The organism is Paenibacillus sp. J22FR21 (assembly GCF_056269135.1).
The window spans coordinates 1-18,474 of record NZ_JBWDNJ010000003.1 but is presented as its reverse complement, the minus strand read 5'-3'; the positions used below and the strand labels follow the sequence as shown (position 1 = coordinate 18,474).

General features: G+C 51.7%; 18 protein-coding genes, 16 tRNA genes and 1 rRNA gene. 4 read left to right on the top strand and 31 right to left on the bottom strand.

Annotation, left to right across the window (positions count from 1 at the left end; translation table 11 throughout):
- Window positions 1–195 precede the first annotated feature (195 nt).
- The 4 genes from AC0YNS_RS10970 to AC0YNS_RS10955 all read right to left on the bottom strand — a co-directional run bounded on the left by AC0YNS_RS10970 (window position 196) and on the right by AC0YNS_RS10955 (window position 4,946).
- Window positions 196–1,782 (bottom strand): peptide chain release factor 3, encoded by a 1,587-nt coding sequence (locus AC0YNS_RS10970; RefSeq protein WP_475781037.1) that lies wholly within the window; start codon window positions 1,780–1,782, stop codon window positions 196–198.
- 18 nt (window positions 1,783–1,800) lie between these two features.
- Window positions 1,801–2,430: a cyclase family protein gene (locus tag AC0YNS_RS10965; protein ID WP_475781036.1), complete on the bottom strand. Its 630-nt coding sequence runs from the start codon at window positions 2,428–2,430 to the stop codon at window positions 1,801–1,803.
- A 32-nt stretch (window positions 2,431–2,462) separates the two neighbouring features.
- A complete protein-coding gene (gene zwf / locus AC0YNS_RS10960) occupies window positions 2,463–4,019 on the bottom strand; it encodes a glucose-6-phosphate dehydrogenase (RefSeq protein WP_475781035.1) in 1,557 nt (518 codons plus the stop codon).
- 123 nt (window positions 4,020–4,142) lie between these two features.
- Entirely contained in the window at window positions 4,143–4,946 is an 804-nt protein-coding gene (locus tag AC0YNS_RS10955; protein WP_475781034.1) for a YwmB family TATA-box binding protein, read from the bottom strand.
- A 94-nt stretch (window positions 4,947–5,040) separates the two neighbouring features.
- Between AC0YNS_RS10955 and AC0YNS_RS10950 the strand changes: the two genes are divergently transcribed.
- Window positions 5,041–5,445 (top strand): hypothetical protein, encoded by a 405-nt coding sequence (locus AC0YNS_RS10950; RefSeq protein ID WP_475781033.1) that lies wholly within the window; start codon window positions 5,041–5,043, stop codon window positions 5,443–5,445.
- 185 nt (window positions 5,446–5,630) lie between these two features.
- Window positions 5,631–6,953 carry a hypothetical protein gene (locus tag AC0YNS_RS10945; RefSeq protein ID WP_475781032.1) on the top strand — a complete coding sequence of 441 codons (1,323 nt, stop codon included), beginning with the start codon at window positions 5,631–5,633 and terminating at the stop codon, window positions 6,951–6,953.
- 103 nt (window positions 6,954–7,056) lie between these two features.
- Here AC0YNS_RS10945 and AC0YNS_RS10940 read toward each other — a convergent pair whose 3' ends face one another.
- Window positions 7,057–8,340 (bottom strand): molybdopterin molybdotransferase MoeA, encoded by a 1,284-nt coding sequence (locus AC0YNS_RS10940; protein WP_475781859.1) that lies wholly within the window; start codon window positions 8,338–8,340, stop codon window positions 7,057–7,059.
- 274 nt (window positions 8,341–8,614) lie between these two features.
- Here AC0YNS_RS10940 and mobB point away from each other — a divergent pair, with 274 nt between their 5' ends.
- Window positions 8,615–9,130 (top strand): molybdopterin-guanine dinucleotide biosynthesis protein B, encoded by a 516-nt coding sequence (gene mobB / locus AC0YNS_RS10935; protein ID WP_475781031.1) that lies wholly within the window; start codon window positions 8,615–8,617, stop codon window positions 9,128–9,130.
- Here the strand turns inward: mobB and AC0YNS_RS10930 are convergent.
- The 3 genes from AC0YNS_RS10930 to AC0YNS_RS10920 are packed head-to-tail and all read right to left on the bottom strand — an operon-like array spanning window position 9,117 to window position 11,165.
- Window positions 9,117–9,305 carry a hypothetical protein gene (locus AC0YNS_RS10930; RefSeq protein WP_475781030.1) on the bottom strand — a complete coding sequence of 63 codons (189 nt, stop codon included), beginning with the start codon at window positions 9,303–9,305 and terminating at the stop codon, window positions 9,117–9,119. The two genes, mobB and AC0YNS_RS10930, sit on opposite strands and share 14 nt — an antisense overlap.
- A gap of 10 nt (window positions 9,306–9,315) precedes the next feature.
- Window positions 9,316–9,636 (bottom strand): L-rhamnose mutarotase, encoded by a 321-nt coding sequence (locus AC0YNS_RS10925; protein ID WP_475781029.1) that lies wholly within the window; start codon window positions 9,634–9,636, stop codon window positions 9,316–9,318.
- A 14-nt stretch (window positions 9,637–9,650) separates the two neighbouring features.
- Window positions 9,651–11,165 (bottom strand): L-arabinose isomerase family protein, encoded by a 1,515-nt coding sequence (locus AC0YNS_RS10920; protein ID WP_475781028.1) that lies wholly within the window; start codon window positions 11,163–11,165, stop codon window positions 9,651–9,653.
- 161 nt (window positions 11,166–11,326) lie between these two features.
- Here AC0YNS_RS10920 and AC0YNS_RS10915 point away from each other — a divergent pair, with 161 nt between their 5' ends.
- Entirely contained in the window at window positions 11,327–12,199 is an 873-nt protein-coding gene (locus AC0YNS_RS10915) for a helix-turn-helix domain-containing protein (RefSeq protein WP_475781027.1), read from the top strand.
- 67 nt (window positions 12,200–12,266) lie between these two features.
- On the opposite strand, the gene AC0YNS_RS10910 is transcribed toward AC0YNS_RS10915, so the two are convergent.
- From AC0YNS_RS10910 to AC0YNS_RS10800, 23 genes are all read right to left on the bottom strand, one after another.
- Entirely contained in the window at window positions 12,267–12,944 is a 678-nt protein-coding gene (locus AC0YNS_RS10910) for a response regulator (protein ID WP_475781026.1), read from the bottom strand.
- Window positions 12,901–14,046 carry a sensor histidine kinase gene (locus tag AC0YNS_RS10905; RefSeq protein ID WP_475781025.1) on the bottom strand — a complete coding sequence of 382 codons (1,146 nt, stop codon included), beginning with the start codon at window positions 14,044–14,046 and terminating at the stop codon, window positions 12,901–12,903. Before AC0YNS_RS10905 ends, AC0YNS_RS10910 begins: the two co-directional genes overlap by 44 nt.
- A 122-nt stretch (window positions 14,047–14,168) precedes the next feature.
- Entirely contained in the window at window positions 14,169–14,858 is a 690-nt protein-coding gene (locus AC0YNS_RS10900) for a PspA/IM30 family protein (RefSeq protein ID WP_475781024.1), read from the bottom strand.
- Between the two features lies 1 nt (window position 14,859).
- On the bottom strand, window positions 14,860–15,330 hold the full coding sequence (locus AC0YNS_RS10895) for a PspC domain-containing protein (protein WP_475781023.1): 471 nt from the start codon (window positions 15,328–15,330) through the stop codon (window positions 14,860–14,862).
- Window positions 15,330–16,022, bottom strand: a complete 693-nt coding sequence (locus AC0YNS_RS10890; protein WP_475781022.1) for a PspA/IM30 family protein — start codon at window positions 16,020–16,022, stop codon at window positions 15,330–15,332. The genes AC0YNS_RS10895 and AC0YNS_RS10890 overlap by 1 nt, the downstream gene beginning before the upstream one ends.
- Before the next feature lie 52 nt (window positions 16,023–16,074).
- Entirely contained in the window at window positions 16,075–16,368 is a 294-nt protein-coding gene (locus AC0YNS_RS10885; protein WP_475781021.1) for a LiaF transmembrane domain-containing protein, read from the bottom strand.
- 342 nt (window positions 16,369–16,710) lie between these two features.
- A tRNA-Leu gene (locus AC0YNS_RS10880) sits at window positions 16,711–16,792 on the bottom strand.
- A 7-nt stretch (window positions 16,793–16,799) separates the two neighbouring features.
- Window positions 16,800–16,876: transfer RNA gene (locus AC0YNS_RS10875), tRNA-Arg, on the bottom strand.
- A 24-nt stretch (window positions 16,877–16,900) separates the two neighbouring features.
- Window positions 16,901–16,974 (bottom strand) — tRNA-Cys (locus AC0YNS_RS10870).
- Window positions 16,975–16,982: 8 nt separating this feature from the next.
- Window positions 16,983–17,057: transfer RNA gene (locus tag AC0YNS_RS10865), tRNA-Gly, on the bottom strand.
- A 6-nt stretch (window positions 17,058–17,063) separates the two neighbouring features.
- A tRNA-Gln gene (locus AC0YNS_RS10860) sits at window positions 17,064–17,138 on the bottom strand.
- 27 nt (window positions 17,139–17,165) lie between these two features.
- Window positions 17,166–17,241: transfer RNA gene (locus AC0YNS_RS10855), tRNA-His, on the bottom strand.
- A gap of 16 nt (window positions 17,242–17,257) precedes the next feature.
- Window positions 17,258–17,331 (bottom strand) — tRNA-Trp (locus tag AC0YNS_RS10850).
- Window positions 17,332–17,343: 12 nt separating this feature from the next.
- Window positions 17,344–17,428, bottom strand: a tRNA-Tyr gene (locus AC0YNS_RS10845).
- A 4-nt stretch (window positions 17,429–17,432) separates the two neighbouring features.
- A tRNA-Thr gene (locus AC0YNS_RS10840) sits at window positions 17,433–17,508 on the bottom strand.
- Window positions 17,509–17,531: 23 nt separating this feature from the next.
- Window positions 17,532–17,607: transfer RNA gene (locus AC0YNS_RS10835), tRNA-Phe, on the bottom strand.
- A 14-nt stretch (window positions 17,608–17,621) separates the two neighbouring features.
- Window positions 17,622–17,698: transfer RNA gene (locus AC0YNS_RS10830), tRNA-Asp, on the bottom strand.
- Window positions 17,699–17,736: 38 nt separating this feature from the next.
- Window positions 17,737–17,813 (bottom strand) — tRNA-Met (locus AC0YNS_RS10825).
- A 30-nt stretch (window positions 17,814–17,843) separates the two neighbouring features.
- Window positions 17,844–17,919 (bottom strand) — tRNA-Val (locus AC0YNS_RS10820).
- Window positions 17,920–17,997: 78 nt separating this feature from the next.
- Window positions 17,998–18,072 (bottom strand) — tRNA-Glu (locus tag AC0YNS_RS10815).
- A gap of 5 nt (window positions 18,073–18,077) precedes the next feature.
- Window positions 18,078–18,168 (bottom strand) — tRNA-Ser (locus AC0YNS_RS10810).
- A gap of 7 nt (window positions 18,169–18,175) precedes the next feature.
- Window positions 18,176–18,251, bottom strand: a tRNA-Asn gene (locus tag AC0YNS_RS10805).
- 116 nt (window positions 18,252–18,367) lie between these two features.
- Window positions 18,368–18,474: ribosomal RNA gene (locus AC0YNS_RS10800) — 23S ribosomal RNA — on the bottom strand; the annotation flags it as partial.

Genomic DNA, 18,474 nt, shown 5'->3' with positions numbered 1-18,474 from the left:
TATGAATTGTACTCAGTACACGTCATACGTCATTTGAGACTAGAAAGTAGCGAATGTGTTGTACTCCTTACACGTCATCTTCGAGCCGCGCGATAGGTGATCCGCTGTACGATTCGAAAATCCACCTCATCACCAACAACAACCAAAAAAGACCTCAACCCCGTCAGCGAACTAACGGAATTGAGGTCACTATTATTAAGGAGCCATCTCCAAGAATTTGGAGGTTGGGTTCTTATCCATTGCGGTACGCATCGCATATTCGTTCTCGAACAAGGCTACGTAGTTGTCTTTCTTATCCTTTACCAGCGTGGAATTAATCCGGTACTTGGATGGGTCAATCTTGTCATCGACAATCCAGCGGGCAAACTGGAACTGCATCCGGTGCAGCTGAATCTCGACTCCGTATTCCGAACGCATCCGATGCTCGAACACCTCGAATTGCAGCTGTCCGACAACGCCTAGAATGGTTTCATCGAAGTTGCCCGTGGAATGGAACACTTGAATCGTTCCTTCTTCCGTCAGCTGATCGATACCCTTCTGGTATTGCTTATGCTTGAGTGCGTTCTTCACGGTAACTTTCGCAAACAGCTCCGGCGAGAAGGTTGGCAGCTCGTCGAATACAACATCGCCGCCCTGGGACAAAGAATCGCCGATCCGGAAGATACCCGGATCGAACAAGCCGATAATATCACCCGGATAAGCATTTTCTACGATATCCCGATCCTGCGCCAGAAATTGCTGCGGCTGGGCAAGCTTGATATCCTTGCCGTTACGTACATGGCGAACACTCATGCCCCGTTCGAAACGGCCGGAGCAAATGCGTAGAAACGCAATCCGGTCACGGTGGGCGGGATTCATATTCGCTTGGATTTTGAAGACATAACCTGTGAACTTCTCGCTCATCGGATCGATTGGACCGCTTGTGCTTTGACGCGGTGTCGGCGAAGGAGCAAGCTCCAGGAAGTTCTCCAGAAACGTCTGCACGCCGAAGTTGTTAACCGCACTTCCGAAGAATAGCGGTGTCAATTCGCCTGCACGGACTTTATCGTAATCGAACTGATCCCCTGCTACATCAAGCAGCTCTAGATCTTGAATCAACTGTTCCGTCAAGAAGTCGCCCGCCATCTCGCGGATATGAGGATCGTTATAATCCTTCACCTTCACAACTTCAATCGTGGAATGATCGTTGCCTTGGAACAGCTCCACTTGGTTCTTCATCCGGTCGTAGACGCCGCAGAGCTCGCGTCCCATGCCGATAGGCCAGTTCATCGGAACCGCCCGAATACCAAGCACGCGCTCAAGCTCTTCCATCAGTTCAAATGGACTTTGCCCTTCACGGTCGAGCTTGTTAATGAAGGTGAAGATAGGAATACCGCGTTTGCTGCACACTTGGAACAGCTTAATCGTCTGTGCCTCGACGCCTTTCGCGACGTCGATAAGCATGACGGCGCTGTCGGCTGCAGTCAGCGTACGGTACGTATCTTCACTGAAATCTTGGTGACCCGGTGTATCGAGAATGTTAACGCGATGACCGCTATAGTCGAACTGCATAACGGAAGACGTAACGGAGATCCCCCGCTGCTTCTCGATTTCCATCCAGTCGCTCGTCGCATGGCGGCTTGCTTTACGCGCTTTAACCGTACCGGCTTCACGAATGGCGCCTCCGAATAGAAGGAGCTTCTCCGTTAGTGTCGTTTTTCCCGCATCCGGGTGAGAGATAATGGCGAATGTACGCCTTTTCTCCACTTCTTGTTTAATCTCATCGGTCATTGTTTTACTCATGATAGTTCCCTTCGTCCTTTACATGCCGCCAATCAAGAAAGCCCGGGCAGGAGCTGCGTCCAGCCCCGTAAGCTTAAGCGGCGCAATGGCCATAAAATAGGTGCCGGGAGCGACATCCTTCAGACGCAATCCTTCGACAATAATAATATTATTGCGAAGCAGAGAGCGGTGCGTCGGATATTCCGGCTGTGCGCGCTCGATGCCGAGTGCATCCGTACCCAAACCGCGGATACCGAGCTCAACTAAATAGCGAGCGCCGTCTTCGCGCAGGAAGACAAAATTGAAATCAAATGCTTCCGAGAACGAGTTGCGCGTCTTGAACAAAACCCACTCATTACGCTGCAGGTGAAGCGGCTCTAAGTCTGCACGTGTGATGCATTCCTCGCAATGCGTCAAGTCGACAACGCGAGCATGACCAATGAGCTGCTCCAGACCGATCGTTTCAATCGCCTCTCCATCTTTCAGCATATGCAGAGGTGCATCTACGTGCGTACCGCAGTGAACATCCATATCTAGACGGGATTCGTATACAGCTTGTCCGTTATCATGGTTAGACATATTCGTGATGATCGGCAAGTTCGATGCTTTATTATTAAACACTTGCATCGATGGATCGACCGTCATCGAAATATCGTAAATTTTAAACATGGTCAACGTCTCCTATACCGCCTTGCATGCAATCATTTCGGTCCGCCAGAGATCCAAATCACGTTATCCTCAGCTTGCCCGTTCACCGGCCACCAATGGAAGCCATCTTGAGCAAGGAGATCGTCCGTGCTTGCCGGCCCCCATGAACCTGCAGGGTAGAGCTGAAGATCGGAGCTGTCTTTACGCCAAGCATCTGCGATCCGATCCACGAAGGACCACGCCTGCGCAACCTCATCCCAACGAGTAAAGTAGGTGGATTCGCCGCGAGCCGCATCATAGATCAGGCGCTCGTAAGCTTCCGGCGTATTGATGCCGATCATGCAGCTTTGGCAGAACTCCATCGAAACCGGCTGTACGACGTTGTCGACGCCGGGCTTTTTCGCGTTGATCTTAATATAAATGCCTTCCATCGGATTCACGCGGATGACAAGTAAGTTTGGTGCCAGATCATGGCGGCGCGCGAACAGAATATTGTCCGGCACGTTCTTGAACTCGATCACAACCTCAGTTGTTTTCACCGGAAGGCGTTTGCCCGTGCGAATATAGAACGGAACACCTGCCCAGCGGAAGTTATCGAGGAACACACGAGCTGCCATATACGTCTCGGTTGTCGACTCCGGATTAACGGAATCCTCTTGGCGATAGCCGCTAAGCGGTTTGTCTTTCGCCGAACCTTCCGCATATTGTCCGCGAATGACATGCTGATTCACTTCGCCCGCCGATGCGAATGGACGCAGCGAACGCAGAGCCTTCACCTTCTCGTCGCGGATATCCTCCGGATGCAGCCTGCTTGGCGGCTCCATTGCGATCATCGCAAGCATTTGCATCATATGGTTCTGAACCATATCACGAAGGGCGCCTGACTTATCGTAATAACCGCCGCGCTCTTCCACGCCCACGGTTTCGGATAGCGTGATTTGGACATTAGCGATATGTTTATTGTTCCACAATGGCTCAAAAAATGCGTTCGAGAAACGAAGCACCTCGATGTTTTGCACCATTTCCTTGCCCAAGTAGTGATCGATCCTGTAGATCTCCTCTTCCTTGAACACTTGGCTGAGCTGAGTATTGAGCTTGCGCGCCGAATCGAGATCATAACCGAACGGCTTCTCGATAACAAGCCGGTTCCAGCCTGACGATTCCAGCAAACCGCCGTCACGCAGGTTGAAGGAAACCGGTCCGAACAAATTCGGTGCCAGTGCCAAATAGAACAATCGGTTGCCCGGGATTTTGAATTTCTCATCCAGCCCTTGCGATAAGCGGGCCAACTCCCGGAATCCATCTACATTATTAATGTCGAGGGACATGTATACAAAATGCTCGGCGAACCGGTTCCATAGCTCGGCATCATCCGATTTGTAACGCGAAAATTCGCTGATCGATTCGTAGACGTCAGCTCTGAACTGCTCATTCGTCCGCGGTCTGCGGGCAAGTCCTACTACGGCGAAATCCTCGGCCAGCTTGCCTTCTTTATATAAGCTGAATAGCGCAGGAAAAAGTTTCCTACGCGCCAAGTCTCCTGTAGCTCCAAACAAATAATAAACCGCACCCTCTGCGGCAACTGATTCATGTTTGCTCACTTCGGTCATTTCCCTCATTCTCTTATGTATTTTCATACAACGATTGGTAAGATCATGTTATGTAGTTTAGCATATTGAGGCCATAGATGCTATTCATGCCATCATAAAAAAAACGAATCGGTTTTCAAACTTCTAGTTATTCGGCAATGAATAATCTCCAGTAATTAAAGGCACTCCGACGATTAATTCCCCGTCTTCCCCTGCTGTTGCAGATGATTCGGCCAACTGTAGATTCACTTTCGCGGAGCCGCTTCGCACGCTGCTTTGTAACGCTTCACTATAATACGTGATGCTTTCCGTATGTCCGTCGTTATACGACTCCATCTCCTTGGCTGCCGCTGTTGCTGCAATTCGCGCTGCACCACCTTCACGGATCGGTATTCCGCGAACCGTAAATCCCCCTTGAATATCAAGCCCCTCCGCCGACTGCTCCACATTGCCGATCATCTCATCCATTGAAGTCCGACTCGTCCCCACGGCCGCATCCAGCAGCAGGACAAGCTCATACGGCTTATCCGCGGACGGTTCGTCTATGCCGGGTTTGGTATGAATCCATAGCTTCATATGTCCCGCTTCATTAGATGACATGACATCGACAGGTTCATTCCCATCCAAGCTCGCTGCCAAATGAAAGCCGAGCGAAGCCGCCAAACGCTCTGCTCCTTTCCGATCGGAAGAACTGTCCCAGCGGAACGTCCAGTGTGCCTGCTCCGCTCCTCCTTCGAATTCACTGCCGCTCCACGCCCAAACTTGCTCAAAATCATGCCGGAGCCGCTCACGTGCAGCGGTTGAAGCCTCATTGTCATTGGCATAATACGCGCCCCACAGCCCGGCAGCCAGCATAACGAACAGGGCGGTCAGAACGCCCCACTTCGGGGTGCGCTTGGGGCGTCGCAAGCTTGGGACGATATTGTCCTCGGAACGGGAAACGACCATATCATTTCACTCCTCGTTAGGTAAATAACCATACGCTTATGCCTGTAGGTGAATAGACTGTATCCAAGAACCCAGGGGGAGGTATCAAATAAAAATGGATCAAATTTACCCGCTCCATGAGGATCATATTAAGAACTTTTGCGGTATGGCCGTTTGTGCCGTTACACAAGATGGTCAGCGACATGTCGGCATTCTTAGTCGGTGTCATGGCGGCAAGCTGATGTTCAATGAACAAGCAGGCGCTCTAAAGCATGTCAGCTCGCAAGCACAACCGCCTCAACAGGGCAAAGTGACGAATTCGAAGGTGAAAAGCAAGAAAGGCAGCAAAAAAGCGGTGACGGAAGCTAAGCCGAAGGAAGCCGCACAAACGCAGGCTTACTATCCGTATGATCCGTATTATGGTGATCCCTACTATGGCTATGGTTATGGCTATTCGCCATTCGGAGAAGCATTTGCCATTGATCTGGCGTCCCTTGCTTTCCTTTTTCTCCTCCTATAACGATGGCCCTCAAAGCCCGAAGCCTGGTGTGGTGTATGCTGCGAGGTAAGGGCTTTTTGTCTGCCGACAGCTTGGCCGATAGGAGCGAAAATAACTTTAGTGAAGACAGTTAACGCTCATCGACAAACTGGAAATATTTATTTAAAATAATAGTAGTAGAGATGACATGATCGGAGGGCATTGATATGGTTATGCCGTATGCTATACCCGCTGTATTCGGAACCGTGCGCAGGACGCAAGAGCCCATCATTCCTGTGGAACGGTATGCGCTGTACCCGAATTTCAATTCATGGCCCTTCACACGTCAACAACAGAAGGCTCCTGCCGGTTCTGGGAATTTGCTCGGATCGATTGGCAGCTTCGGTTTGCCAAGACAAGCCCAAGATACGTTGAAGGCTGCCGCAGGAAGCTCAGCTGCATGGCTGGCTCAAGGAAACAAACTCAAAGCGGCTGTCACGGACATGATGATGAAGGATAAGACTGCTTTTGGCAATCGAATTGTGGCGGTATCGGACAGCGTGGATAACGGTAAAGTGACGGGACTTGCGGCTTTCGGCGCAGAACGCATCTTATATGACTTTCAAGTTGATTCTGTGGCTCGGTCTCAGAAGAACATAAGCTTCGACTTGACCAAGAATGCCCCTTCCATCATGGGTGCAGGCACACATACATTCACCATCCAAGCAGGGAACGAAGCGAAAACTTACACTACTTTCATTAAGCCCGGAGAAACGAATGACAACGCGCTCGGCAAGCTTCGCGATACCATAAACAGTGCCAAGCTTGGCTTGACCGCTTTCGTACGGGAGGATCGGACAACCGGTACCGTGAAACTCGAGCTCGCCTCGAATCACACCGGCAAGAAGTCTTCTTTTGAGATTAAAGATCAGCATGGAAATCTAATTGCAGCCAGTGGGATTGGACGTATTGCTGTGAATGCAACAGACGCGAGGTATCGGGTAAATGGTGGATCTTACATTGATTCGTCGTCGAATGACATTTCCCTGCAACAAGGTAAAGCAACCGTGTCGCTCGCGAAGCTGGATGCCCCGGCAGATTTCACAATCATGGTGGAGCATGACGTAGAAGCGGTTACCAAGCAGCTCAGCGGCATTGTCGATGAGGTCAATACACTTCAAACCATCTATGAGGATGCTTCAGGCTACTTAAACCCGATGCTTCGGAACCGGATCGAAGACGCTGTTCAGAGCTCCGGCGCTGACGTTATCGGTTTATCTCGTACTGCGGATGGCCGCTTCAAGTTGGATAAGGAGAAGTTCGAGACTGCAATGCAAACGAGGCCTGATGAAGTGAAACGGCTTCTATCGGGCAGAAGCAGCCTGACCTCACGATTGAAAGAAGCGCTTGATCGATTTACGGGACTGCCGACCGAAGCATTGATTAGTTCGAAGGCCGGCGGGTTTCAGTCTTTTACGCTGTACGGTGCTTCATCGAAGTCGTACCTGCAGCTGCCGCTTGGCGGACTGTACGTGAACTCTTTTATGTAAAATAGTAAACCCGCCGGTTGGAGCCGACTTTGATGTCGCGGCTTCAAGATGGCGGGTTTTGTTTGTTAGTTGAGGATGAGAAAAAGGCGATCGAGTCGCATGCCTATAGTACGATAATGTCGACGATGGTATCGGCCGCTGCTCCTTCCGGACTCGCCTTCAGACGAATGAGTCCGTCGGCATCCGGGATGGAGGCCATCATGCTCGATTTGCCGAAGGCGAGCGGATCGGCGAAGAGCATCCCATCGCGGGAGAATAGCCGCGTGCGCACGAAGCGCTCGTGCGGGCTGCCCTTGTCAAAAGGGGACGAAAGCTTGGCCGTCACCTGCTTCGGCAGCGATTCATTAACGCTGGCTCCCTGCAGGCGCTGTATCGCCGGCTTGGCGAACAGCTCAAAGCCGACGAAGCACGCTCCGGGATTGCCCGACAGCGCAAGCAGCAGCTTGCCCTCCATGACGGCTGCCGAGGTCGGACTGCCGGGCCGCATGGCCACTTTGTTGAACAGCAGCCGCGAGGCCTGTGGAAGCGTGGCTTCGTTAGGGGCAGGCGAATCCACAGTTGGAAACGCTGGCGCTTCGGCCGCGCCGTCGCTTCGCTCTAAACCGCGAAGCAAGCTCGCGATGACATCATAATCCCCAACCGACACGCCGCCGGTTGTGATGATGAGGTCACTCTGCGCCAGCGCTTCTGAAATCGCGCGAGCCGTAGCTTCCGGCTCGTCTGGCACGCGACGCAGCACCAGCGCTTCGCCGCCGCATTGTTCCACCAATGCGGCGACCATCGCGCTGTTGCTGTCGCGGATGCAGCCCGGCGCGAGCTCCGCCTCAACCGGCAGCAGCTCTGCGCCGGTTGCCAGCACCGCGACGCGCGGGCGCGCATACACCGGCACGTCGGCGCAGCCAAACGTGCCGAGCAGAGCGACGTGGCCCGGCCGCAGCCGCGTGCCGGGCTCCGCAATAACGCTGCCGCAGCGAAACTCCTCGCCGCGGGGCGCGATGTTCTGCCCGGGCTCGGCGGCGCGTTTCACGTGCACCGCCGGCAGCCCGTCAACCATGGCGTCCGCCGTCTGCTCCAGCATGACGACGGCATCCGCCCCCAAGGGCACCGGTCCGCCCGTCATAATGCGGACGGCCGTCCCCGGTGCAACAGCCGCCGAGGCGAGCTCGCCAGCGGCAACTGAACTGACAACGCGCAGCGTCGCCGGTGTACTCGGCGACGCCAGCGTCGTATCCGCGCTGCGGACGGCGAAGCCATCCAGTCCGGATCGCGCAAAAGGCGGCCAGTCCGTCGTCGCCGTAATCGCCTCCGCGAGCCGCCGACCCGCGGCTTGCCGCAGCGGCACAAGCTCTCGCCGCCCCGATACAGCCGCTTCAAGCACGAGCCGCATTGCTTCCTCCACTTTGACCGCGCGTCTACGATAACGCGCCTCTCCCTGCGGCTGCTTCACGTATGCTTCTCCTCCGCTCAATCTCTCTATATCTGTCTTGTTTAACTTTAGCAATTGATTTGTCCTATTCTGTCTCGATCGCTCTCAACTGCATTTACTATCTCTTATCCCACCATTGTATCAGAATGTGGCAAATTCGCGATACGCTTATGCTATACTCGAATCAACTTATACACGTCTCTGGATCTCCAATCCGAAACAAGGAGCAACTCTCATGACCTCTCATTCCGATACGCTTAGCCGTTCTGCCCCATTCGTCCTCCAAATTGTCGGCTACAAAAACAGCGGCAAAACCACCATGCTCACCGCACTCACGAAGCTTTTAAAACAAGCAGGCTATACAGTAGGCACCGCGAAGCATGACGCCCACGACTTCACGATGGATACACCGGGAACGGATACATGGCGGCATCAAGAAGCCGGCGCCGACATCACAGCGATCAGCTCTTCTTCCCGCAGCGCCATCATCAGCGCACGCCCTGAGCCGCTTTCCGCCCTGCTTACCCATATGCAGCATGTCGATATTGTGCTTGTCGAAGGATTTAAGCAGGAACATTATCCCAAGCTGATCCTTCTCCGCTCACCGGATGACGAGTCTTTGCTTACACTGACGAATCCCGCCATGACAGCAGTCTGGCCTCAGACCAACACACGCACATCCACTCATGTCCCACACTACGATATTAACGATATCCCGGCCATCTATAATCATCTGCTCACGCTCCTCTAACAAACAAGCTGCTCCGAAAGTCAACCTGACTCTCGGAACAGCCGCTCTTGCTCTTGCCCTTGCTCTTGCTCTTGCTCTTGCTCTTGCTCTTGCTCTTGCTCTTGCTCTTGCTCTTGCTCTTGCTCTTGCTCTTGCTCTTGCTCTTGCTCTTGCTCTTGCTCTTCCCCTCGCCCACGACTCCCGCTCTACCCTACGTCCCCCGAATAATGAAACACCTCTTCTATCTCCCGCACAATATTTCCATCCTCATTCTTGATCAACAAATCCGCCATAAACTGCTGCCACCGAACGTTCGCCGGATGGTTGCTCAGCGTCTGCATCGCCTGCTCGAAATCTTCTACCTCCATATATGCAAACAGCTTACCGCCATCGATAAAAATACTATAAGTTCGTATGCCAACCTCTCCGAAAGCCTGCATCAGTTCCGGATCGACGTTCCGATGCCGTTCTATATACGCCTCGCGATTGCGCTCGTCAATTTGCAGAACAAAAGAAACCCGCTGCATTGCCGCTCACTCCCCTAATTGTTTTTGCACAATGTCACATGACGAAGCTGCAGCAGCTCCGCTACTTTCTTGAACTGAGCCGCCTGATTCCCAACCGCAATGGCGCAATGATGTGTCGGCGCTTCGGCAAACCATTTCTCCATATAGTCATCCGGATGAAGGTCAAATTTTACATGCGTCTGTGTATTGCCGATTTGCATGATTTCCCCATTCGTTGCCTGACCTTCACTCGCAATCATCGCAAGCTTCCCGTCTCCGGTCTGAGTCACATTCAGTGTTGTAATGGAGCCCCGCTTCACCTTCGCTTCAACGGAAACCCCTGTCCCCCTCTTCCCATGATACAAGCCCATCCCCCGCAATATCGGCTTCTCGCTTGCGATCGCAATATGGAACGGCCCATCATGTCCGAGCAAAATCGTTTCATCTTCATAATCGACTACGACAATCTCAGAGAAGCTTCCGCCTGTCCCCAGAATGTCGCATATTTTCATCCCGACAGCCGTTTTCATATCCCCTTCGCCTGAGCATGGGATGCCTCGTGCCGTTAACAGAGAGTGGCCGACTATAAAACCAGCCTGCAGCTTCTCGTATTCATTTCCGTCCTGGCCATGATAGTAATACGTGAGCGCATCCAGATCATAGGCACGTACCAGCTTCTCCTGCGCAACCGCCACCTTCGCCGACCATTCGAGCTGTTCCTGCGTTGGTTTCTTGGCAATCGGATCGGAAGGGGAGTCCCCGCTTATCTCGAACATTTCAACCACTTCTTCGAGCTTTGCTTCGATCTCCTCCTGCGTCACTTCCTTCACAAACCGGTCGAGATCGCACATCTCCAGCACTTCCACATGCAGCCCAAGCTGAGCTTGAAGCATCGCGAAATCACTGTACATGTCGAGCATCCCGCTGTACGTATTGCCGAGGAAACCAAAGCGTGCATGACGCAGTGTCCGAACAACACCAGCCGCTTTAATCCACTCTTCAATTTCCCTCATTGCCCTTACAGCCTCTGGACGGTCAACTGTCACCTCATCCGTCAATGAAATTGCCGGTGTATAATCGAGCCCCAGCAAACCATTAATAACGCGAAAACGGATACCCGCACGATTAAAAGCATTCGATATCTCAGGAACCGGACAAGCCACGCAGTGCGCCAGCCATTCACCTGTCGTCGACTTCGCATAATTGATTCGCGCGGTCGGCTGCAAATTCAAGACGATTACAGGCTTGCTGCAGAATTGATGTACCGGCAGCACCGTCGAACTCGTAGAGTAAGTAGCCACATGGCAGAAAACAAGATCAACGTTCTTCTCATTGAACCATTCTCCCGCTTGCCGCCCCCTGCCCTCCGAATCGACTAGTCCGAAATTATAAATCTCGCCATACGGAGACATCTTGTTCTCCAAATGACATCCATACTCCATGAGCCGCTCGCGAAGTCCGGGAAACTGCGGCCAGTAAGCTTCCAGACCAATCGAGTACAAGCCGATGCGAGGCTTTCTTGCCGGCTTGATAGGCGTGAGCAGTGACATCGTCGTTCCTCCCCGATATAAATAATAGATTTATACCTTCATTGTAATCGCTATGATTTAAACTAACATCGCGCGATATTGCTTCAAAATAACAGAATATTGCTAACTGCTCTGAAGCATCAGATAATAAGGACAATCGCCTTTGAAGGGGGAAGTTGCATTTGCCACAATATACGGAGAATGCCTCGCATAGCTGGACACCGGATTCCGTGCGTCTTATTACTTCTCCAAGCGTCGCAGCCCGTTCAACGCTTATGTATGTGCAGGAAGCCGGCTATTTCTGGACGCATCCGCCTTATTTTACAGAACGTCAGCATCTGCCTTCCTATCTGCTTGTTTACACCGTCTCCGGAGAGGGACGACTCGAATATGGCGGGCAAACTTACAGTTTAACGGCCGACTCGCTATTCTTCATCGACTGCATGGGACATCAGCATTATCGAACGGCCGAGCAGGACCATTGGGAATTCGCCTGGGTTCATTTCTATGGCGGTGCAAGTAAGCATTATTACGAGCTGTATGCACAGCAAGGTGATCCACGCCTGCAACTACAACCGCAATCACCTCTTCTCGAGCAAATCCGAGCCCTAATCCATATTCACGAGAATAAAACCGTACATACAGAGCTTCTAGCCGCCAAGCTTCTGACTGAAATAGCAACCGAGCTGATTCTGTCCGCTCATGTCAGGAATTCCGATTCCGGTACCATCCCGCCCTATATAGCCGATGCCGTACGGGAGATGGAGCGCCGCTACTCAGAGCGACTTCGAATGGATCACTTAGCAAGGTCACTTGCCGTGAGCAAATACCATTTCACTCGTGAGTTCAAGAAGCATATCGGGATGTCCCCTAATGACTACCTTATCTATCTCCGTATTGTGAAGGCCAAAGAGCTGCTCCAATATACCACGCAATCCATCGCAGCAATCTCGGATGAAATCGGCATCGACAATGTCAGCCATTTTATTAACCTCTTTAAAGCGCGGGAAGGTCTGACTCCCTTCGCCTTCCGTAAGAAATGGAGAACGTTATGACATCACCTGCAGCCGCGCCAAAAAGGCCGTTCCCTGAAATCCAGGAAACGGCCTTTAACCATAAGTGCTACTCCGCCAAACCATGCTTGTGCGCATATATAGCCGCCTGCGTCCGATCATCCACGCCAAGCTTTGCAAAAATATTCGTGACGTGGAACTTCACCGTCTTAATCCCGATGAACAGTTCCTCGGCAATCTCTTGGTTCGATAACCCTTTCGCCACGCATTTCAGCACATCCATCTCCCGGTCTGTCAGCTGCTCATGAAGCGGACGCACAGCTTCTGCCTTGGGCTGACGGAATCGGTTCATCATCTTCATAGCAACCTGTGATTCCAGCACGGATTGCCCTCTTGCTGCAGCGCGTATCGCATCTGCAATTTCATTCGCACGGGAAGTTTTGAGCAAATAGCTGAACGCACCTGCTTCGATTACCGGATACATTTTACCATCATCTAAGTAGCTGGTGAGCACGATTACTTTGCAGTCTGGATAGAGCTCCAGAAGCTTGCGGGTCGTTTCGACGCCGTCCATGCCTTCCATAACTAAATCCATCAATACGACATCCGGCCGATACGCTTGCGCCAGGCGGATCCCTTCCATCCCATTGCTTGCTTCCCCTACGACCTCAATGCCGTCCTCTGTATTCAGTACAGCCGCAAGTCCGATGCGAACCATCTCATGATCGTCCACGAGCAATACTTTAATAGGTTGTTCGATGCTGTCCATTCGTTCGATCGCTTCCATTCGGTGATATTCCTCCTCCATCATGCCCAGCCGCAGGCACCCATATGTCTATTAATACGCCATTTCCCGGTGAAGTTATTAATTTTAACGAGCCGCCGAGCACATTGACGCGTTCCTCCATCGTTAATAATCCATAGGAGGTCTGCTTCTTCTCCTCCAAGTTAAAGCCTGTTCCATCATCCTGCAGCGTCAGCCGAACGTAAGCTCCCGCATGCTGCAAGTAGATATTGAGATGCTCTGCCTTGGAGTGACGGAGTGTATTGGATAGCGCCTCCTGCGCGATACGGAACAAATGGTCTTCCGCTTCCGTATCCAGCTTAATCGTTGGATCCGCCTCCAGCGTAATCACCATCGGCACCTTCTGCTTCAGCTCATCTATTAAGCTGTGCAGAGCTTGTCCCAGGTTTTTACCGTCCAAATGAATCGGCCGCAAATGAAGCAGCAAGGCACGCATTTCCGATTGCGCAACAGATGCCATCTCCTCGATAAGCTGTACCTGACGTTTAGCACGCTCCCAGTCCTTCTCCATCGTCCGGCTGACCGCGGTTGCCGTCATGGAGATGGCGAAGAGCTGCTGGCTTACCGCATCATGGAGCTCGCGAGCAAGACGCTGCCGCTCCTCAATGACAGCCGAGAACCGAACCTGCTCCGTCCAGGCTTCATCCTCTTCCGAGAAGGATTCAGGTGCCTGCGCCTGCCCTTCTTGGTCAGGCAATGTCACACGCTGACGTTTGCGGCGCTGCTGCTCCGTGAGCCGTTTCATCGCCTCTCGAAGCTTTACGCTTTGCAAGTAACTGTACGCGGCAGCCAGCACCAGTGAGAGGGCAATGACCGTCAGTCCGATCAGCGCTGCTTTACTTTGCAGGGCAAACAGCTTCACATAACCGGTTCCTTGCAGAACCAGTACAATTAAGCCGAGAATAACGAGTATCCACAATACGGTCTCTGCTGCATTCCTTCGCTTCTCCGTTTGCATGGCTGAAGTCCGTCCTTCATTTCGATACACCGGAAACATGTTGGCTTGTGCTGCCGGCGCTGTCATCGACCTTGAAGACCGTTCCTTCTCAGCCTCCGATCTCGGCGAAGATGCTTCTTCCTTCACTGCGGTACCCCCTCATCTATGTATAACCGCAGACAAGCCAGTGGTCGATGCCTGAATAGCGCATCGACCATGTGTGGTTTGTTTGTAGCTTTTACGGTTATTGTGAATGCTTTCGTTTCTCTTTACTCGTCGGAAGGCGGGTTTAGCTTGCTCTTGAGCGCTTGCAGCTGCTCTTCGATTTGAAGCTGCTTAGCAGGGTCTACAGAGCTTGCAGCAGCCGCTGGTGCATTGTAAGTGCCGTAAGGAACGCGCATGACATCAGCTTCAGCTTCCAATTGCATAATTTTCTCTTCCATTCGGCTGAAACCGCGCGATGCGTGGCCGCTCTCAATGGAGTGTACAGAAGAAACTTGCGCCATTTGTTTCTTCGCCTTCGCCATTTGGGCACGGGCAGCCAGCTCATTGCGTTTGTTGCGAAGCTGGTAGTATTCATCTTTCATGCTGTGCAGCTGTGCCATGAGATCATCCGCTTGTGTTTTGGCGCTTGCATGCATCTCAATATATTCCGCTGTTTTCTGATCGAAAAAGATTTTCTCCTCAAGCAGCTTGCGTGCCAATTCCTCTTGACCTGCACGAAGTGCAGTCTCTGCTTTCGCTTCACGGTCTGCACCGCTGCGAACCGCTTCATCCAGGCGCTGCTTCATGCGGCGCTCACTTGCCATTTGTTTCGCTACTGTAAGCTCAGCCGTATGGATCTCAGCCTCCATATCGCGTAAGTACTGATTGAGCATCACAACCGGATCTTCCATTTTATCAAGCAGCTCATGCATCGATGCCTTCGTCATATCTTTCATTCTTTTGAAAATACTCATGTTAAAACTCTCCCTTCTCATGTTTCGCTAATTTAGCACGAAGCTCTTCAATTTCTTTGCGCAATGCACGTTTCTCCAAATCTTCCATCATGGCATCTATATTAGAAGCCGACTGCGCCGGCGGCGACTGCCAATTCGCTCCGCCCGAGGTTGGTGGCTGAGGCGGGTTGTTGTACGAGCTTTTATAACCAAAACCTTGATCCTGACCCGTGAAATTGCTGCCTTGCGGACCGTTATTCCAATTACCGCCGCCATTATAACCGCCCGGTCCATATCCGCCATAATGGTACGGATCTTTCGGAACAACTAATCCAGCCAGAATATAAACAAGTATTAATGCGCCACTTGTAAAGACGGTCACCACAATCAGAAGAATCCGAAGCAGCGTCGCATCAACATTCAGCATTTCGGCTAGACCGCCGCATAAGCCAAAGAGCTTCTTGTCGCGGCGCGAACGATACAGTTTCTTCATTACGGCTTCCATCCTTCCTGTTGTAATTTGCGTTTCAATTGCTCCATCTCACGTTCAATCACGTTCTGCAGCGTATGTCCCACTTCGGTAATAAACTCTTGCCCTGCTTTGCGAAGATCACGAAGGCTGCGAGCTTCCAGCTCCATATCAGAAATCCGGTCTTCCAGCTTGCGGAACATCCCGCTCGGCTGTTGTCCCGCCGAACCGTATGTGCTGCTGCCTGTATAACGCTCATTCATGCGTTGCTGTAAGCGAAGCGATTCCATCCGTGCGGCAAAATACTCGCGCTTCTCATACACCGTTTGATACTCGCTGCGCAGCTCGCGCAGCTGTTCTTCCAATTCTCTTGTGCCTTGCAGCGATTGATCATAGAGCTCACGATACTGCATCGCACGTTCCTCGCTGGACGCTTTCTCCATTAACGCAATGCGAGCAACTTGCTCCTCGCCGGCTTTCAGCGCAATAATAGCTTGCTGCTCCCGCTTTTCTTTCAACTGCTCGGCTTGCAGCCACTGCATTTTCAAATGATTATTATGACCGGCGCATTGCTGATAAAGCTTCTCTGCCCCGATAATCTCTTCCCTTGTCGACCAGAGAAACTGATCGATCAGCTTTACGGGATCTTCCGCTTTCTCCAGACGCTCATTCAGCGTCGCAACCGTCATATCCCGCACTCTCCGCATGATACTCATCGTTCTTGCCTCCTTCGTCCACTGCTATAAATTAATCGTTGTAGTTCATCCGTTAGATACTTTTTCTGCGATTCTTAAATAAGGAGACGCCCCATACGATAAGTCCGACTGCGAGCAGCAGCGCGAACAGTCCTGCTAATTTGCCGATCAGCATAATAGCTCCGACTACGATAAGAATACCGCCGATGATTTTGCTGTTATTACGAATACCTACCACGCCAAGACCGATCAAGATGAATGGCATGAGCAGACCGATAATCCATCCAAGATTGATACCTATAAACTTCATGACCATCAATGCACCAATCACGACTAGAATTGCACCCAATGCAGATTTTCCGTTCATTGTTTGTGTCACCGCCTCTCATTGTTTAAATGCTGTTACTTCTCTTTACGCCTTGCTTCATTCATTTGTTTCGTTTCTTGCTTATGTCCTTATTCTAGGTTGTTTTAGCTTTTTCCAAAACGGACTCGCGACGGTTTTTGTTACTGGACCTCAGGCGGGGAACACGCCGACCTTAAGGCTGAAAGACAAACAAGACCCATCCTGAGCTATCCAGTACAGACCTTTTCTTTAGCTGCTAACCGTTCTTTTCAATAACAATAGGCAGTCCGTTATTGTTATGACGCCACACGAACAACAAAAAACCTGTAAGATCATTGATCCTACAGGTTGTCTTATTCAATATGGTGCCGGCGAGAGGACTCGAACCTCCACGGTTTCCCTCACGATTTTGAGTCGCGCGCGTCTGCCATTCCGCCACGCCGGCAAATTGATGGCGCGCCCTAAGAGATTCGAACTCCTGACCTTTTGATTCGTAGTCAAACGCTCTATCCAGCTGAGCTAAGGGCGCAAATTATTAAATTTTGAAAAATTGTGGAGGCGCCACCCAGACTCGAACTGGGGGTAAAGCTTTTGCAGAGCTCTGCCTTACCACTTGGCTATGGCGCCATAAAAGATGGAGCGGAAGACGGGAATCGAACCCGCGACCCTCGCCTTGGCAAGGCGATGCTCTACCGCTGAGCCACTTCCGCATAAAATGGCTGGGGATCTAGGATTCGAACCTAGGGATGACGGAGTCAAAGTCCGTTGCCTTACCGCTTGGCTAATCCCCAACGCATAAGTGTTCTTTGTAGTTGATATGGGGCGACCGATGGGAATTGAACCCACGAATGCCGGATCCACAAACCGGTGCGTTAACCACTTCGCCACGACCGCCATACAACTATTCAATTGGCAGGGGCAGCAGGAATTGAACCCACACCAACGGTTTTGGAGACCGTTGTTCTACCCTTAAACTATGCCCCTAAGATAAAAAAGTGGTGGAGGATGATGGATTCGAACCACCGAACTCGGAGAGAGCAGATTTACAGTCTGCCGTGTTTAGCCACTTCACTAATCCTCCATGATGGTGCCGGCGATAGGAGTCGAACCCACGACCTACTGATTACAAGTCAGTTGCTCTACCAACTGAGCTACACCGGCATATGAACTTACAGTTTGAAAAATGGTGGCTCGGGACGGAATCGAACCGCCGACACGAGGATTTTCAGTCCTCTGCTCTACCGACTGAGCTACCGAGCCGAACTTTGAAGAAATGGCGGAGCCGACGGGATTCGAACCCGCGGTCTCCTGCGTGACAGGCAGGCATGTTGGGCCACTACACCACGGCTCCGCGTTATTAAATGCTCGGTATGTACTACCGAATTGTTTTGGTTGCGGGGGCAGGATTTGAACCTGCGGCCTTCGGGTTATGAGCCCGACGAGCTACCGAGCTGCTCCACCCCGCGTCATTAAAAGGTACTTCTTATGAAGTTAAATGGTGGAGGCTGACGGGATCGAACCGCCGACCCTCTGCTTGTAAGGCAGATGCTCTCCCAGCTGAGCTAAGCCTCCGTGTTAAGCGACAAGTAATACTATAACTCATTTACTTGTGTCAATGCAAGTCTTTTTTTGAAGAATTTTTGAAGAATTTGGTGACCCGTAGGGGACTCGAACCCCTGTTACCTCCGTGAAAGGGAGGTGTCTTAACCACTTGACCAACGGGCCTAATCTGGCGGAGAGCGAGAGATTCGAACTCTCGAGACGCGGTTAGCGCCTACACGATTTCCAATCGTGCTCCTTCGACCACTCGGACAGCTCTCCAGATGAATGGCTCCCCGAACAGGACTCGAACCTGTGACAACTCGATTAACAGTCGAGTGCTCTACCAACTGAGCTATCAGGGAACAGTGTTATTCAGGAACTTTGTACAAAGCTTGCGCCTTGAAAACTGGATACGAACCTTTGCGAAGGTTTTCATTAGCTGATGTTGTCCGAAGTTGAACATCCGAGCAGATGTTCGTAGGATAAGCCCTCGACCGATTAGTATTCGTCAGCTGCATGCATTGCTGCACTTCCACCTCGAACCTATCAACCTGGTCGTCTTCCAGGGGTCTTACATACTGGGAA